General features: G+C 70.5%; 13 protein-coding genes. 4 read left to right on the top strand and 9 right to left on the bottom strand.

Annotation, left to right across the window (positions count from 1 at the left end; genetic code table 11):
• Nucleotides 1-22: 22 nt before the first annotated feature.
• The 4 genes from ACZ7OI_RS40200 to ACZ7OI_RS40185 form a co-directional block, all read right to left on the bottom strand.
• Complete coding sequence (locus ACZ7OI_RS40200; RefSeq protein ID WP_470269375.1) at nt 23-853, bottom strand: metallophosphoesterase family protein; 831 nt, start codon at nt 851-853, stop codon at nt 23-25.
• A complete protein-coding gene (locus tag ACZ7OI_RS40195; protein ID WP_470269374.1) occupies nt 817-2,073 on the bottom strand; it encodes an MFS transporter in 1,257 nt (418 codons plus the stop codon). The genes ACZ7OI_RS40200 and ACZ7OI_RS40195 overlap by 37 nt, the downstream gene beginning before the upstream one ends.
• On the bottom strand, nt 2,070-2,666 hold the full coding sequence (locus tag ACZ7OI_RS40190) for an ArsR/SmtB family transcription factor (protein WP_470269373.1): 597 nt from the start codon (nt 2,664-2,666) through the stop codon (nt 2,070-2,072). The genes ACZ7OI_RS40195 and ACZ7OI_RS40190 overlap by 4 nt, the downstream gene beginning before the upstream one ends.
• 86 nt (nt 2,667-2,752) lie before the next feature.
• Nucleotides 2,753-3,322, bottom strand: a complete 570-nt coding sequence (locus tag ACZ7OI_RS40185) for a dienelactone hydrolase family protein (protein WP_470269372.1) — start codon at nt 3,320-3,322, stop codon at nt 2,753-2,755.
• A 443-nt stretch (nt 3,323-3,765) separates the two neighbouring features.
• On the opposite strand from ACZ7OI_RS40185, the gene ACZ7OI_RS40180 reads away from it, so the two are divergent.
• On the top strand, nt 3,766-5,391 hold the full coding sequence (locus tag ACZ7OI_RS40180; protein ID WP_470269371.1) for an ABC-F family ATP-binding cassette domain-containing protein: 1,626 nt from the start codon (nt 3,766-3,768) through the stop codon (nt 5,389-5,391).
• A gap of 75 nt (nt 5,392-5,466) precedes the next feature.
• Here the strand turns inward: ACZ7OI_RS40180 and mshC are convergent, their stop codons facing one another.
• Entirely contained in the window at nt 5,467-6,705 is a 1,239-nt protein-coding gene (gene mshC / locus ACZ7OI_RS40175; RefSeq protein WP_470269370.1) for a cysteine--1-D-myo-inosityl 2-amino-2-deoxy-alpha-D-glucopyranoside ligase, read from the bottom strand.
• 81 nt (nt 6,706-6,786) lie between these two features.
• Entirely contained in the window at nt 6,787-7,551 is a 765-nt protein-coding gene (locus ACZ7OI_RS40170) for a MerR family transcriptional regulator (RefSeq protein WP_470269369.1), read from the bottom strand.
• 124 nt (nt 7,552-7,675) lie between these two features.
• On the opposite strand from ACZ7OI_RS40170, the gene ACZ7OI_RS40165 reads away from it, so the two are divergent.
• Entirely contained in the window at nt 7,676-8,989 is a 1,314-nt protein-coding gene (locus ACZ7OI_RS40165) for a cytochrome P450 (protein ID WP_470269573.1), read from the top strand.
• Nucleotides 8,990-9,058: 69 nt separating this feature from the next.
• On the opposite strand, the gene ACZ7OI_RS40160 is transcribed toward ACZ7OI_RS40165, so the two are convergent.
• Together ACZ7OI_RS40160 and ACZ7OI_RS40155 are read right to left on the bottom strand one after the other, a co-directional pair.
• A complete protein-coding gene (locus ACZ7OI_RS40160) occupies nt 9,059-11,017 on the bottom strand; it encodes a vWA domain-containing protein (protein WP_470269368.1) in 1,959 nt (652 codons plus the stop codon).
• Nucleotides 11,017-12,414 carry an ATP-binding protein gene (locus ACZ7OI_RS40155; protein ID WP_470269367.1) on the bottom strand — a complete coding sequence of 466 codons (1,398 nt, stop codon included), beginning with the start codon at nt 12,412-12,414 and terminating at the stop codon, nt 11,017-11,019. Before ACZ7OI_RS40155 ends, ACZ7OI_RS40160 begins: the two co-directional genes overlap by 1 nt.
• A gap of 100 nt (nt 12,415-12,514) precedes the next feature.
• Here ACZ7OI_RS40155 and ACZ7OI_RS40150 point away from each other — a divergent pair, with 100 nt between their 5' ends.
• Nucleotides 12,515-13,312 carry a hypothetical protein gene (locus ACZ7OI_RS40150; RefSeq protein ID WP_470269366.1) on the top strand — a complete coding sequence of 266 codons (798 nt, stop codon included), beginning with the start codon at nt 12,515-12,517 and terminating at the stop codon, nt 13,310-13,312.
• Nucleotides 13,313-13,720: 408 nt separating this feature from the next.
• Here the strand turns inward: ACZ7OI_RS40150 and ACZ7OI_RS40145 are convergent, their stop codons facing one another.
• Complete coding sequence (locus ACZ7OI_RS40145) at nt 13,721-14,767, bottom strand: ferrochelatase (RefSeq protein ID WP_470269572.1); 1,047 nt, start codon at nt 14,765-14,767, stop codon at nt 13,721-13,723.
• Between the two features lie 87 nt (nt 14,768-14,854).
• Here ACZ7OI_RS40145 and ACZ7OI_RS40140 point away from each other — a divergent pair, with 87 nt between their 5' ends.
• On the top strand, nt 14,855-15,439 hold the full coding sequence (locus ACZ7OI_RS40140) for a TetR/AcrR family transcriptional regulator (protein WP_470269365.1): 585 nt from the start codon (nt 14,855-14,857) through the stop codon (nt 15,437-15,439).
• The last annotated feature ends 288 nt before the right edge of the window (nt 15,440-15,727 follow it).

Below are 15,727 nucleotides of genomic sequence, written 5' to 3'. Positions count from 1 at the left end.
CGCGCCGATCGCGTCCCGGCGCTCAGGCGGTGAGCAGCTTCCGCACCGGAACCGCGCCCCGGGGCCGCTTCCGCCACTCCCGCGGATAGCCGAGCGACACCTCCTCGAAGCGCACCCCGTCCGCGGACGTCGTGCGCGGGATGTGCAAATGCCCGTACACCGCAAGCTCGGCGCGATAGCGCAGGTGCCAGTCCTCGGTCTGCGTGGTGCCGCACCAGAGCGCGAAATCGGGATAGTACAACGGATTCGTCGGGTGCCGGTGCAGCGGCCAGTGCGACATCAGGATCGTGCGGCGGCCGGCCGGGATCGCGTCCAGCCGGTCGCGGCTGACCTTGAGCCGCTGCTCGCACCAGGCCGCGCGCGATTCGTACGGATCCGGGTGCAGGTAGTACTCGTCGGTGCACACGACGCCGATTTCGCGCGCGTGCGCGAGCGCCTCTTCGCGGGTCTTGCCCTCGGTCGCCGGGGTGCGCCAGCTGTAGTCGTAGAACACGAACAGCGGCGCGATCGTCAGCGGCTCCGGGCCGAAGTCCCATACCGGGAACTCGTCCTCGGGCGTGAGCACGCCGATCTCGCGGCACTGCTCCACCAGGAACTCGTACCGCGCCTGCCCGCGCAGCTGGCATTCGTCGTTCGGCGTGGTCCACAGCTCGTGGTTGCCCGGGACCCACACGACCTTCGCGAACCGCTCGCGCAGCTTCGCGAGCGTCCCCCGGATGACCTTGGCGGACTCGGCGACGTCGCCGGCGACGAGAAGCCAGTCGCCGGGATCGTCGGGCACGACCTCGTCGACGATCGGGCCGTTGCCCTCGTGGGTCACATGGAGGTCGCTGGTGGCGAAGAGAGACGGCACTCCTCCACCGTAACGACTTTCCGCGCCCGGGAACGCCGGAACCGCCCATTCCCCCACCCCAGAACGACCAGCCCGGCGCTCACGTGAAGGCCTGCCTGCACGTTCAGCAGCACTGTCGGACCGGTCACCGCGACGAGCGCGCCGGCCAGCAGCGAACCGGCCGCCGTGCCCGCGGCCATCAGCGCGTACACCGTGCTCAGCACCCGTCCCGCCCGGTCCGGGCCGGTCTCCGCCTGGACGTGGGACAGCAGCCCGGCGCCGGCCACCACGGCGGGCGCGCCGACGGCCATGAACAGCCCGACGTACACCCCGAGCACCGTCGTCGCGCCCGGCAGGTTCCAGATCGCCACCGACATCAGCCCGGCGGCGACCAGACCCCAGCCCTGCAACAGCACCGGCGCGACCCGCCGGGCCAGCGTCGCCACCGCGAACCCGGCAGCCAGCCCGCCGATCGCCTGCACCCCGCGCAACAGTCCGGCGTCGGCCTCGCTGCCGCGGAGGATGTCGAGCACGAACACCACGAACAGCACCAGGAACATGCCCTGCGCGAGCGAAGTCAGCAGCGCCGACACACTCGTCGGCCGGAGCCGCCTCCCCGCCAGATCGCGGACCCCGGCGAGCCAATCCGTCTGCTCCGGCACGGTCTTCCGCACCGGCACCCGGCGGAACGGGAACGCGAGCAGCATCCCGGCCACGGCGAGCGCGGCGAGGTAGCCGACGATCACGCGCTCCAGCCCGCCCCATCCCAGCAACGCTCCCCCGGCCCAGCCGCCCGCGAGGCGCGCGACGCTGCCGTTCACGCTCATCAGCCCGTTCGCCGAGGTCACGTCCTCGACGCCGACCAGCTCCGGCACCAGCGCACTGCGCGCCGGTTCGAACACCGAGGCCAGTCCGGCTTGCCCCGCCATCACCGCGTAGACCGCCGCGACCGGAAGTTCGGCGCCGATCAGCAACGGCAGCACCACGAGCGCCTGCCCGGCGCACACCACCGCCAGCACGACCCGGCGGTCCCACCGGTCGGCGACCACCCCGGCGATCGGGCTCAGCAGCACCGCGGGCAGCAGCCCGAGCACGATGCTCAGCGCTGTCGTGACCGCCGAACCAGTGCGCACGAACAGGTACACCGGCAGTGCGACCTGCAGCATCCATTCGGCGGTCTCGCCGAAGAAGGCGGAGACCCAGAGCCGGGCGAATCCCGGTGCCGCCAGCAGGCGTCTCATGCCGGTTTGCCGTCGTGCCCGATCCGGCGGAAGGCACGCATCCCGAGGAAGACCGCGCGGGCGTCGGCGGGCGCGTCCTTGCGGATGGTGCTGACGTACGGCCGGATCAGGTCGTCGATCGCCTTGGTCAGCGCGTTGACTTCCTCGGGCGTGGCGTTCAGCCCGTAGGAGAAGAATCCGCCGGTCTCGCGCCAGTCCTCGTCCAGTTGCTCGACGGTGTCGAGGTACCGCTGGGTGAGCTCCTGCTCCTCGGCCAGCTCCGTGCCGGTGACCGCGAGCTGCGCCGCGGCGAGGGCCGGATCGCCGCCCGGGCGGCCGAGCACCAGCCCGACCTGGCAGGCCCGCCACGGCCGCTCCCGCCCGTCGCCGCCCTCAGCCCGCTCGACCAGGCCGTGCTCCGCCAGTTTGCGCAGATGCCAGCTGCAGTTCGACGCCGTCGAACCGACCGCGTCGGCGCATTCGCTGGCGGTCGACGGGCCGACTGCCATCAGGTGGTGCACCAGCGCGGAGCGCAGCGGGTGCGCGAGCGCGCGCAGCAGCTCGACGTCGTCGATCCGCTTGCGCGGGGGCAACTGCGGGGGCACTTCCGCCATGAGCCGTCCGTCCAAACTCTGAAGGATTTCTTTCGAAACTGTTCTTTCAGAGTTGCAGGCGGAGATCCGGGCGTCAAGCCGCCCGGCTACAGCGAGGCGAGGAAGGAGCGCACGCGCTCCAGGAGCACTCCGGCAGCCTTCGGGTCGTACGCGGCCAGCGAGGAGTCGGCGAAGAGGTGCTGGTCGCCGGGATAGACGAACAACTCCGCGTGCGCGGCGGAGCCGACGAGTTCGCGGGCGGACGGCAGGTCCTCCTCGAAGAACTCGTCGTTCTCCTTGCCGTGGATCTGCACCGGAACCCCCTCCGGCCACGTCGTTCCGAACTCCTTGACCGGCAGGCAGGAGTCGAAGAACAGCGCGCCGCACGCTCCCGGCCGGGTCTGCGCGAGGCGCTGTGCGACGGTGACGCCGAAGGAGAACCCGGCGTACACGAGTTCCTGCCCCAGGGCCTCCGCCTCGGCGATCCCGCGTTCCCGCACCTGATCGAGTCCAGCCTCGCGGGCGAAGGCGAAGCCGTCTTCGATGCTGGCGAACGTCCGGCCCCCGAACAGATCGGGAGTGTGCACGGTGTGCCCGTCCCTGCGCAGTTCTTCGGCGAAGCCGCGAACGCCGTCGGTCAAGCCCTGGATGTGGTGGTACAGCACGATCTCGGCCATGCCTGAAATCCCCTCAGCGAACGAACCAATTATCTGGAACGTTCGGCAACGCTAGTCTGTTCAGCCGACTACGAACTCGCCGATCGGCTGGCGTTGACCGAATCCGCGCAGGTCAAGGCGATCGGACACCCGTTGCTCACCTCGATCCACGTGCACGTGCTCGCGGTCAACGGCCTGCTGAAGGTCGTGCGCACGCCGCCGGGTCCGCGCCGTCGAGGAACGGTTCTACGGCCGTGCGGACCAGGCCTCGCAGTTCCGGGACCGGATGGCCGAAAAACCGTTTGCGCTCCCCCGCCACCCCCGCGTTAAGCTCCCGCCCATCATGGACAGCTGAACCGAGCCCTCCCCGCATCGAGGCCGCTCCCGGTCGAGCCCTGCTCCCGGGAAGCCGCGCGTTGCCCGTCGGGGATTTTGCTTCCACCGCAAAGGCCCGGTGATCACTCATGTCTACTGTCCTGCACGCCTCCGATCTCGTTTTCGGCTACGGCGCGCGCACCGTCCTCAACGGCGTCTCGCTCGTCGCGTCGCCCGGGAGGCGGATCGGTCTCGTCGGCGAGAACGGGGTCGGGAAATCCACCTTGCTCCGGCTGCTCGCCGGGCTCGAAGTCCCGCGCGGCGGCGACGTCGTCCGGCACGGCGACCTCGGCTTCCTCTTCCAGGAGCTGCCGTTCGCCGGTACCGCAACGGTTTCCGACGTTCTCGACGAGGCGCTCGCCGAGATCCGCACCGCCGCGGCGACGCTCGACAAGCTGGCGGCCGTGCTCGCCGAGCGTCCCGACGACCCGGACGTGCTCAGCGAGTACGGCCACGTCCTGGAATGGGCACAGGCGCACGACCTCTGGGACGCGGACCGGCGCGCGGATCTCGTCCTCACCGGTCTCGGGCTCGGCGACATCAAGCACGACCGGCGATTGCACACGCTCTCGGGCGGGCAGCGGTCGCGGCTCGGGCTGGCCGCGCTGCTGGTGCGGCGGCCGCGCATCCTGCTGCTCGACGAGCCGACCAACCACCTCGACGACAACGCCATGGAGTTCCTCGAGCGCCATCTCGCGGAGCTGACCGGCGTCGTCGTGCTGTCCTCGCACGATCGCGTGTTCCTCGACGCGGTCTGCACGGACATCGTGGACCTGGACCCGGTTCCGGCGGACCGCCGCGTCGGCGGCGCGACGCGCTACGGCGGCAGCTACACCGACTACCTCGGCCAGAAAAAGGCCGAACGCGCGCGATGGGAGCAGCGGTTCACCGAAGAACAGGAGGAACTCAAGCAGTTGCGGGAATCCGTGCACGGCACCGCGCGGCGCGTCGCGCACAACCGTGCCCCGCGCGACAACGCGAAGATGCTCTACGACTTCAAGACCGGCCGCGTGCAGAAGCAGATCTCCCGCCGAGTCCGGAACGCACAGCTCAAGCTGGAAACGTTGGAGCGCGAGCAAGTCCGCAAACCACCAGCGCCGCTGCGGTTCCGGGCCGCGCTGACCGCGGACATCAGCGGCGAAGGCCCGGCGGTGTCGGTGCGCGGCATCGCGGTGCCGGGCCGAGTGGAGCTGGACGAACTGGACGTGGACCGGTCCGCGAGGCTTCTCGTCACCGGGGGCAACGGGGCGGGCAAATCCACCCTGCTCTCGGTGCTGGCCGGTCAGCTCGCGCCGTCGGCCGGGACTGTCCACTTCGGACCCGGGGTGCGGGTGGGGTTGCTGGAGCAGGACGTCACGTTCGCCCGGCCGAAGCGGACCGCGCAGGAGGTGTACCGCGCCGCAGCCGGCGAAGCGGCGCCTTCGCTGTCCACGCTCGGGTTGCTGCCGCCGAGGGAACACGACCGTCCGGTCGGCGAGCTTTCAGTGGGTCAGCGTCGCCGGCTGGCGCTGGCGGTGCTGCTCGCGGAGCCGCCGGACGTGCTGCTGCTGGACGAACCGACCAACCATCTGTCGCTCAGCCTGGCCGAGGAACTGTCCGAGGCGCTCGACAGCGCGCCGGGCGCGGTCGTCCTCGCTTCGCATGATCGATGGTTGCGCCGCCGCTGGGAAGGCGACCACCTGGCACTGGCGGACGGCCACCGCCAGGATGTATAGGTCGTTATACAGTCAAGTGCCGTGACGGCGGGCCGAGCCGAGGGTGGCCCGGCCCGCCGTCCAGCTCCGGACGGTTCAGAGAACGACGCCCAGCAAAGCGTCCACGGCCTCCTTGATCAGGCCCGGCGCGGTCTGGTCGGTGCCGTCGCGGCGCAGCGCCGACGTGACCCAAGCGTCGATCGCGGTGAGCGCCTTCGGCGTGTTCAGGTCGTCGGAGAGGTGGTCGCGCAGCCGCGCCACGGTGTCCCCCGCTTCGGGCCCGGCCGGCAGCGCGACCGCTTCGCGCCACCGGGCCAGCCGGTCCTGCGCGTCGACCAGCAGCTGGCCGGTCCACGCCCGGTCCTCGCGGTAGTGCCCGGCGAACAGGGCGAGCCGGATCGCCGCCGGGTCGACGCCGTCGGCGCGCAGCCGCGACACGAAGACCAGGTTGCCGCGGGACTTCGACATCTTCTCGCCGTCGAGCCCGATCATCCCGGCGTGCACGTAGTGCCGGGCGAACGGATGGTCGGCGGCGACCGCCTCAGCGTGCGCCGCGCTGTACTCGTGGTGGGGGAAGATCAGGTCGGAACCGCCGCCCTGCACGTCGAAGCCGAGTCCGAGCCGGTTCACCGCGATCGCGCTGCATTCGATGTGCCAGCCGGGACGTCCGGCTCCCAGCTCCGACTCCCACGACGGCTCGCCTTCGCGCGCGACGCGCCACAACAGCGCGTCCAGCGGGTGCCGCTTGCCGGGGCGGTCCGGGTCGCCGCCGCGCTCGGCGAAGAACTTCGCCATGGTCTCGGCGTCGTAGTTCGACTCGTAGCCGAAGCGGCCGGTCGCGTTGTGGTCGAAATAGATGTCCGGGAATTCCGCGTCGTCCGCGCGGTAGGCGCTGCCGTCGGCGAGCAGCTTCGCGATCACCTCGACGATCTCCGGGATCGCCTCGACAGCGCCGACGAACTGGCGCGGCGGCAGCACCCGCAGCGCCTCCATGTCCTCGCGGAACAGCGCCGTCTCACGCATGCCGAGCACGATCCAGTCGTCCGAATCGCGCTGCGCGCGCTCCAGCAGCGGCTCGTCGATGTCGGTGACGTTCTGGACGTAGTGCACCTCGTGCCCGTTGTCCCGCCACACCCGGTTGACCAGGTCGAACGCGAGGTAGGTGGCCGCGTGGCCGAGGTGGGTGGCGTCGTAAGGGGTGATGCCGCAGACGTACATCCGGGCAGCGGCGCCGGGTGCCGTCGGGCGGACCTGCCCGGTCGCGGTGTCGTGAAGCCGGAGGGGGCGGGGCGTGCCGGACAGCCGGGGCACGGCGACGGATGACCAAGTCTGCATACCTCCGACTGTAAGCGTGACGTCCGTCCGTTATCCCACCCGGTGGGAGAGACAGGTGTCGTGTCTCTCCCACCGGACCGGTCAAGCCGACTTCCGCGCGGCGTTCGCCCGGACGACGTCGCGCACGTACGCCCCGATGCCGGGCCGCTGCTCGTCCTCCCGGACGAGGAACGCCAGCTGCGCGGGCTCGTCCGCGTACAGGTCCGCGATCTTCTGCTGCATCGCGTACCCGCACTCCCCCATCACCGCGGACAGCATCGCCCGGTGTTCCTCGGCGAGCTGCCCGGCCGCCGGGCTGTCCGCTGGCTCGCCCTTCTCGATCAGCGCGACCAGGCGGTGCACCCAGTCCTTCCGCTGCCGCTCCGCCTCGGCCCACTCCTCCTTGCTCTCCGGCAGCTGCGTCTGCTTCCACTCCGCGCAGCCGCCCCAGCGCCGCACGGCTTCCTCTGAGTAGCCTTCCGGCGCCTGGAATCCGCCGAACACTTCGAACTTCTCCTCGGGCGTCAAGGTGTTGCCCATGGCTCTCGCCTCCAGCAATCGGTCGACGGCCGCGACCATGCGCTCGATCCGGTCCGCCTGCGCCACCAGCAGCTCCCGCTGCCGTTTCAGGTGGCCGTCGGCGTCGGTTCCCCGCTCCGCGAGCACGGACGCGATCGTCTCCAGGGGAAAGCCGAGCTCCCGGTAGAGCAGGATCCGCTGCAGCCGGTCGAGATCGGCCTCGTCGTAGCGCCGGTAGCCGGACGCCGTCCGCCCGCTCGGCGACAACAGCCCGATCTCGTCGTAGTGATGCAGCGTGCGCACGGTGACGCCGGCCAGCGCCGCCGCCTCGCCCACCCGGTAGCCCATTGCTCTCCCCCTGTTTCTTGTTTCTTCGGCCGAACGGCCCTTGCGAGAAACCACGATCACGCCTCACGCCGCGTGAGGGTCAAGTCTGGTGGACACCTGGGTCCGGCGCGAGTACGAACGAAGCATGGCTCTGCGCACGCCGATCCGCGCCCGTTCCGCTCTCCCTCCCGGTCCCCGGCTGCCGATGGCGGTCCAAACCGTCCTTTTCGGCGCTTTCCGCAACGCCCTGCTGCCGCTGCTGCGACGGCGCTACGGAGACATCGTGCGGCTGCGGCTGTACCCGGAGCGTTCGGTGGTCCTGGTCGGGGATCTCGACCTGGTCCGCGAGATCTTCGCCGGTCCGGTCGAGACGTTCCATGCCGGCGAGGGAAACATGGTGCTCAAACCCATGCTGGGCGCGCATTCGGTGCTGCTCACCGACGAGGAGGAGCACCGCCGGGCACGGAAGCTGCTGATGCCCGCGTTCGGCGGGGCGGCGATGCGCGGGTACCGCGACATGATCGCCGAGCTGACTGTCGCGGAGCTGGAGCGGTGGCCGCAGGGCCGGGCCTTCCGGGTGCACGACCGGATGCGGGCGCTGACGCTGGAAGTGATTCTGCGGGTCGTTTTCGGAGTGGCCGACGGGCCCCGGCTGGCGGAGTTGCGGATGGCGCTGGAACACGTCATCGACATCAGCGCGCTGGATCTTTTCGGATGGCACAGCCCGGCGTTGCAGAAGTTCGGGCCGTGGCGGCGGAATCTCGAGCGGCAGCAGCGGGTCGACCAGCTGCTGTACGCGGAGATCGCCGAGCGGCGGACGGCGCCGGACCTGGCCGAGCGGACCGACGTGCTGTCCCGGCTGCTGACCGTGCCCGGCGAGGATCAGCTCAGCGACCTCGAACTGCGCGACCAGCTGATCACGTTGCTGCTGGCCGGACACGAGACCACGGCGACCGCGCTGGCTTGGGCGCTGCACGAGCTTGCCCGGGACCCGGCGATCGCCGCGGAGACCGCCCGCGCCGCCGACGAAGGCGACGAGAAGTATCTGGAAGCTGTTGCCAAGGAAGCGATGCGGCTGCGGCCGATCATCTCCGAGGTGTCGCGGAAGCTCACGAAGGACATGCAGGTCGGCCCGTATACGGTCCCGGCCGGGCACATGGTGCTGCCGTCGATTTCGCTGGTTCACGCGGACCCGGCGCACCATCCGTCGCCGGAGGTGTTCGACCCGGCGCGGTTCCTCGGCAGCGGTCCGCCCGCGGGCAGCTGGTTCCCGTTCGGCGGCGGCGCGCGGCGCTGTCTCGGGGCGGGATTCTCGTTGCTGGAGGCGACGATCGTGCTGCGGGAGCTGTTCACGCGGTACCGGGTCAGCGCGCCCAGCCCCCGCCCGGAGCGGACCAAGACGCGGCACATCACGCTCGTGCCCGGCGACGGCGCGCGGATCCTGGTGCACCGCCGGTAGGTCCGTGAAGGGCTCCTTGCCGGAATCTGATTCCCTCAAGGAGCCCTTCACGGACTTTCGTCCGAGCGGTCAGCGGCGGCGCGTGCGGAGGTAGTCGCCTACCACTGCCGCGCCGAGGCCGTCCAGGTCCGGGGCGATCACCCGGCCGCCGGAGCGGCGGGCGATGGTGTCCACGAACGCTTCCAGGCGTGGGTCGTCGCCGAGGCGGAAGACCGTGACGGAAGCGCCCAGCTTGGCGATTCTGTCCACTTCGGACAGTGTCTTGTGGATGGTCGCCGGTTCCGGCGGGTAGGAGAATTCCGCCTCGCCGTCCGGTTCCAGGTGAGCGGTGGGCTCGCCGTCGGTGACCATGAGCACCACCGGCTGGGCGTCCGGGTGGCGCCGCAGGTGTCGTCCGGCCAGCAGGAGTGCGTGGTGGGCGTTGGTGCCTTGTTCCCAGGTCCCTTCCAGACCGACCAGCTCGGGCAGCTCCACCGGCATCGCGTAGCGGCCGAAGGTGATCAGCTGCAGGGCGTCGTTGCGGAATCTGGTGCTGATCAACTGGTGCAGGGCCAGCGCGGTGCGCTTCATCGGCAGCCAGCGGCCTTCTTGGACCATCGACCACGACGTATCGACCAGCAGGGCTACCGCCGCTCGCGAGCGATGTTCGGTCTCGATGACTTCGACATCCTCGACATCGAGGCGAACGCTCCCCGCGCCGGCCGCGGTGGAACGCAATACGGCGTTGCGGACTGTGCGCGGGACGTCCCAGGGTTGCATGTCACCGAACCGCCAGGGACGGCTCGAACCGGTCGGTTCGCCTGCCGCGCCTGCGGATTCGGTCTCCCGCTCTCCGGTTTTGCCGCGCAGCGAATTGACCACATCGGACAGTGCGGTCTCGCCAAGGCGGCGCAATGCCTTGGGAGACAACCGCAGGGTGCCGTCCGCGGTTCGTTCGAACAGACCCTGCTGACGCAGCTCTCGCTCCAGTTCGGACAGCCGGCGGGCATCGACGCCCGCGTCCGGACCGAGCTGGCGTTCCAGCGCCTCCAGGTCGATGTCCTCCAGACGGGCGCCTGGATAAGACTGGCCCAGTTGCTCGGCCAAGGCGTCCAGTTCCGCCAGATCGGCCATCGCCTGCGCGCCCTCGCCGAGGCCCAGCGGGTCTTGGCCGCGGAAGCGCGAGGACGACGTCCAGTCCTCCCCCGGCCGCAAGGCGCGCAGCTGGGAGTCCAAAGCGGACAGTTGCCGCGCCAGCCTCGGGTCGCCGAAGGCTTGCTGCGACAGCTCGGCCAGCTCGGCCCGTTGTTCCTCGGACATCGAGTTCAGCATGCGCTGCGCGGCGGCGGAACGGGCGGCCAGCACGTCGATCAGCTCGTCGACGCTCCGCGGGTTCTCCGGGAAGAACTCGCCGTGCCGCCGCATGAACTCGCTGAAGCGTTCGCCGATGTCGCTCGCGCCTTGGGCGTGCGCGGACAGCAGCGCGTTGAGGTCGCCGAGCATCTGGTTGATCCGCTCGACGTCCTCGGGCCCGGCGTTCTGCATCGCCTGCTTCATGCCCTGGAACCGCGCGTCCAGCAGCTCGCGGCCGAGGAGGTCGCGGATCTGCTCGTACTTCTGCCGTGCTTCGTCCGAACGCCAGTCGTACTCGTTCAGCTCGCGCACGGCCGCGGCGGTGCCTGGCGGCAGGGCGTCGAGCTGCGCCTCGCGGAAGCGGGCCTCGTCGTCGGGGTCCGGGAACAGTTCCCGGCGCTCGGCTTGGAGCGCTTCCTGCAGCAGCTGCTGGACTTCCTGCAGCGTTCCGTCCAGGCGATGCCGCCGCTGGATCTGCGAACGGCGCTGCCACAGCTGGCGGGTCAGTTCGTCGAGGCCGGCGGTGCGTTCGGTGCCGCGGCGCAGGAGCTCCTCCAGCGCCGAGCGCGGCGACGAACCGCCCATGACCTCGCGGCCGATCTCGTCCAATGCGTCCCGCAGGTCCGCGGGCGGGGCCAGCGGGTCCGGCCCGTCGTGCCACGGGCCGTAGGAATATCCCTCCGGTAAGAGCGGCATTACTCGCCGTACACCGTCGTGCCGTCGTCGGAGTCCTTCGCGAGCCTGCGGGCGAGGAACAGCGACTCCAGGGCCAGTTCGACCGCCGCCGCGATCCGGCCAGCCGGCTCGTCCGCCGACACCCCGGCTCGCTGGGCGACCTCGTGCAGCACCGGCAGTTCCGGCAGCGCCGCAAGGACTTCCGCGCCGGGGACGCGCTCGCCGGTGGCGACCAGGTGGCCGTCCGCGACCGCGTCGGACAGCGGCCGCAAGTCCAGCCCGGCGAACCGTTCGCGAGCGGTTTCCGCGATCGCGCGGCGCATCAGGTGCACGAGGTGCTCGACCTCGCGACCCTCCTCGCCGGGCTCGAACTCGACCTTGCCGCGCAGCACGGCGGGCACGGCCTCGAGGTCGACCGGACGCGCGACGGCCGGGTCCTCCCCCGTCACCGCGGCCCGGCGCAATGCGGCCGCCGCGACGGTTTCGGCCGCCGCCACCGCGAACCGCGCGGACACGCCGGAACGCTGGTCGATCACCGGCGATTCGCGCAGGTTGCGCACGAACCGGGCCAGCACCTCCAGCAGCGGCTCGCCGACCTCCGCGACGAGGTTCGCTTCCTGGCGCACCACGGCGACCTCGGACTCGACGTCCAGCGGGTAGTGCGTGCGGATTTCCGCGCCGAAGCGGTCCTTCAGCGGCGTGATGATCCGGCCGCGGTTGGTGTAGTCCTCGGGGTTGGCGGTCGCGACGAGGAGGACGTCCAGCGGCAGCCGCAGCGTGTAGCCGCGGACCTGGATGTCGCGTTCCTCCATGACGTTCAGCAGCGCGACCTGGATCCGCTCGGCGAGGTCGGGCAGCTCGTTGATCGCGACGATGCCGCGGTGCGCGCGCGGCACGAGTCCGAAGTGGATGGTCTCCGGGTCGCCGAGACTGCGGCCCTCGGCGACCTTGACCGGGTCGACGTCGCCGATCAGGTCGCCCACGCTCGTGTCCGGCGTGGCCAGCTTTTCGGTGTAGCGCTCGCTGCGGTGGCGCCAGGCCACCGGCAGGGCGTCGCCGAGTTCGGCGGCGCGGCGGAGCGAGGCGGGCGTGATCGGGTCGAGCGGGTGTTCGCCCAGCTCGGAGCCCTCGATGACCGGGGTCCACTCGTCGAGCAGGCCGGCCAGGGTGCGCAGCAGGCGGGTCTTGCCCTGGCCGCGTTCGCCGAGCAGGACGACGTCGTGGCCGGCGAGCAGGGCGCGTTCGAGCTGGGGCAGCACGGTGCGGGAGAAGCCGACGATGCCGGGCCAGGCGTCGCGGCCCTCGCGCAGCGCGGCGAGCAGGTTGTCGTGGATCTCGCGCGCGATCGGGCGCGGGGCGTATCCGGCGGCGCGAAGCTCGCCGGCAGTACGGGGAAGAGCGTCGGGAACAGCGTTCACCCCTTCGACGCTACTGACCGTTCCGGCATCCGTCGACGTGGAGCGGCTCCAGCCGGGCGGGGATCGGCGGAGCCGGGAGGAACCGGTAAAATCAGCAGTCGTGTGCCGACCCAGTGCGACCCTCGCCGTCTGGTCCTCCGCGTGGCTGAACGGGGCCGCGGCGTCCGACGACGTCCTCGACGCCCTGCAGGACTGGGCCGAGGCCCACGACGTGGTCGCGGCGGATCCCGCCGCGGCCGACGCGTTCGATCTTCCGCTCGCGTTCCACCGGGCGGCCACTCCGGTGCAGCTGCTGCTCGCGTTGCGGGCGCAGGGCGCGGGGAGCGTCCAGCTCGTGCTGCCGGTGCCTGGTGACGTGCGCGGCTTGGGCGGCGGGGGGCCGTTCGCCGAGGCCGCGCTGCGCTGCGGCGAGGCGGTCGTGTTGAGCGGGCTGGGGTTCGGGCTGGTGCCGGAGCCGATCGCCGAGGGGTTGATGCGGTGGACGGTGTATTCGCTTCCCGCGGCGGTTTCGTTGGAGTATCAGCCGTTGGCGGATGCCGAGCACGGGTTGACGGACGCGATCCGGGCCAGTGCGGGGGCGTTGCAGGCGTTGGATGTGGCCAGCGATCGGCCTGGGGTGCGGGCGGAGCTGTCGGCGCATTTGCGGGCTCGGCCGCAGGTCGAGTGGCCTGCCGGGACGCCGGGGCGGGCGTTGCGGGTGTTGCAGCGGGCCGAGGAGATTTCGGCGATTTTGGCTGTGGCTCAGGCGGATGATCCCGGGGGCGCGTTGTCGGCGTCGGCGGTGAATCAGCGGGCGGAGGCGTTGCGGCCGTTGGCGGAGGCTGTTCGGGGGGCTCGGACTGCGTCGGTTAATGAGGCGGTGCGGGTGTTTGCGGAGCAGGGGGACCGGCAGGCTTGATGCCGTGGCTGGTGGGGCTCGTCGCCTGGCGGCGACGTTGCGCCCGGGGCGTTGCGTGGGGCACCCCGAAGCTTGATTGTGCTGACGGTTCGGGGGTGGTTGTCAAGGCGGGAAAGATGCCTTGACAACCACCCCCGAACCGCAGGGAGGCTTCGTATCGGGGCGCAGGGCAGGGGCTGGGTGCCTCGATTGTTGGGGGCGTCGGCGGCGGTTTAGTGGTGGGGGCCTAGTGCGCGATGTGCTCGGTGCCGCGTTGGGGCGGATTCCGGTGGCGGGCAGGCGGTTGTGAAGGGTGGTTCTCGCTGCTGGATGCGGGGCGTGAAGAAGCTGGCTCTTCACTGACCGGCGGCGGGGTGTGAGGGGAACCCTGCGGGAATCTGGTTCCGTCAGGGGTCCCCTCACGGACGGCTAGCGGGCGGTGGGGCGGCGAGGGGGTTCGCAGCAGGCGACTGCGCAGGGGGCGCCGTTGACGGTGCAGCCGGCCGCGGGGAAGGGCGAGAGTTTCCGGGCGGGGGCATCGGTCAGGTGTTCGCGGATCAGTTCGACCACCATTTCGGCGAACCTCGGGTCCGAGTCCGGCGTTGCGGCTCGGGCGAACGCCATGCCGTGTTCGGCGGCTCGGTCGGCGGCTTCGTTGTCCAGGTCCCAGATCACCTCGAGGTGATCCGCGACGAAGCCGATCGGGCTGACCACCACCGAGTCCACGCCCTGGGCGTGCAGGGCGTCGATGTGGTCGACGATGTCCGGTTCCAGCCACGGGATCTGCGGCGGGCCGGACCTCGACTGCCAGACGACGTCGTACTCGGCGATTCCGGCTTCGGCGGCCACGAGGCGGGCGGCTTCGGCGATCTGGCTCGAGTAGCGGCGGCCGCCCTCGGAAGGCGGGCCGGAGGCCAGGTCGGCGCTTTCCGGGATCGAGTGGGCGGTGAAAACCGTGCGGGTGCCGGGGCGGTCGCCGAGTTTCGCGTGGGCTGCGCGGACTGCGTCGGCGATCGTGGCGATGAACAGCGGGTGGTCGAAGAATTGGCGCAGCTTGACCAATTCCGGCGCGTCGTCGCCGACGGCGGCGCGGGCTCGTTCGATGTCCTCGTCGTACTGGCGGCAAGCGGAGTAGCCGCCGTACGCGCTCGTCGGGAACACCAAGGCGCGACGGACGCCCGCGTCCTTCATTCCGGCCAGCGTGTCCTCGACCATCGGCGTCCAGTTGCGGTTGCCGAAGTGCACCGGAAGTTCGATGCCCTCGGCCGCCAGCTGCTTCTCGACCGCGGCGATCGCGGCTCGGTTCAGCCGGTTGATCGGCGAGACTCCGCCGAAGTGCTGGTAGTGCTCGGCAACCTCGAGCAGCCGCTCGCGCGGCACGCCCCGGCCCCGGGTGACGTTCTCCAGGAACGGCATCACCTCGTCGGGCCCCTCCGGACCGCCGAACGAAAGCCATAGCAACGCGTCGTAACCCACGGTGCTCATCCTGCCCCTGTGGCGCTCCGCACGCCTCGGCGGCCCAGTTGTGTATTGCGCTGTCCAAAATGTGTTAGCGTGGTCAGCATGCCGAGGCCACGCGAGTTCGACGAGACCGAAGCGCTCGAAGGTGCGATGAACGCGTTCTGGGCGCGGGGATACGAGTCGACGTCGACCGAGGAACTGTGCGCCGCCACCGGACTCGGGCGCAGCAGTATCTACAACACGTTCTCCAGCAAGCACGAACTCTTCCGACGCGTGCTAGACCACTACTCGCACCGAGGCATCCGACTGCGGGAAACCCTGCTGGACAACGCCCCCGACGGCCTCGGCGCCATCCGCCTGCTCCTAGCCTCGACAATCGACGACGAGCTAGAAAACGGCAGACGCGGCTGCCTGATGGTGAACACCATCGCCGAATTCGGCACCACCGACCCAGAATTCGCCGCCCAAGTAAACGCCGACACCGAAGCCCACCTGTCGGCACTGACGCACTTCGCCCGCACCGGCCAAGCGGACGGCAGCATCACCCGCGACCGCGACGCCGCCGACATCGCGAACTTCATCCACGCCACCATCTCCGGAATCCGCACAATGTCCCGACGCGGCGCCGAACACCAAACACTGACCTCAGTAGCAGAAATCGCGACAAGCGCAGTCGCCCGCCGCTAACCCCCAACACCGAAACCACCGCCACTAACCGTCCGTGAGGGTTCCCCTCACGAAATCAGATTCCCTCAGGGTTCCCCTCACGACCCGCAGCCGGCAATGAGGACCCCCTTCACGACCAGCCCGCCCACCACCGCGATAAACCCAACGCGACATAGGGCGCATCGCGCCACCCCCACCCGCACCCACAGACCCAAACCATCGAGGCACCCAGCCCCTCCCCCGCACCCCGATACGAAGCCTCCCTGCGGTTCGGGGGTGCTTGTCAAGGCATCTTTCCCGCCTTGACAA

The organism is Amycolatopsis sp. NPDC114503 (assembly GCF_055633655.1).
Note: the sequence above shows the minus strand (reverse complement) of the source record. Positions and strands in the feature narration are given on the sequence as shown.

Bases quoted from the DNA above. Each gene is read 5' to 3' on its own strand.
- ACZ7OI_RS40195 (WP_470269374.1), bottom strand. From the start codon at position 2,073: ATGAGACGCCTGCTGGCGGCACCGGGATTCGCCCGGCTCTGGGTCTCC.
- ACZ7OI_RS40190 (WP_470269373.1), bottom strand. From the start codon at position 2,666: ATGGCGGAAGTGCCCCCGCAGTTGCCCCCGCGCAAGCGGATCGACGAC.
- ACZ7OI_RS40185 (WP_470269372.1), bottom strand. From the start codon at position 3,322: ATGGCCGAGATCGTGCTGTACCACCACATCCAGGGCTTGACCGACGGC.
- ACZ7OI_RS40180 (WP_470269371.1), top strand. From the start codon at position 3,766: ATGTCTACTGTCCTGCACGCCTCCGATCTCGTTTTCGGCTACGGCGCG.
- mshC (WP_470269370.1), bottom strand. From the start codon at position 6,705: ATGCAGACTTGGTCATCCGTCGCCGTGCCCCGGCTGTCCGGCACGCCC.
- ACZ7OI_RS40170 (WP_470269369.1), bottom strand. From the start codon at position 7,551: ATGGGCTACCGGGTGGGCGAGGCGGCGGCGCTGGCCGGCGTCACCGTG.
- ACZ7OI_RS40165 (WP_470269573.1), top strand. From the start codon at position 7,676: ATGGCTCTGCGCACGCCGATCCGCGCCCGTTCCGCTCTCCCTCCCGGT.
- ACZ7OI_RS40160 (WP_470269368.1), bottom strand. From the start codon at position 11,017: ATGCCGCTCTTACCGGAGGGATATTCCTACGGCCCGTGGCACGACGGG.
- ACZ7OI_RS40140 (WP_470269365.1), top strand. From the start codon at position 14,855: ATGCCGAGGCCACGCGAGTTCGACGAGACCGAAGCGCTCGAAGGTGCG.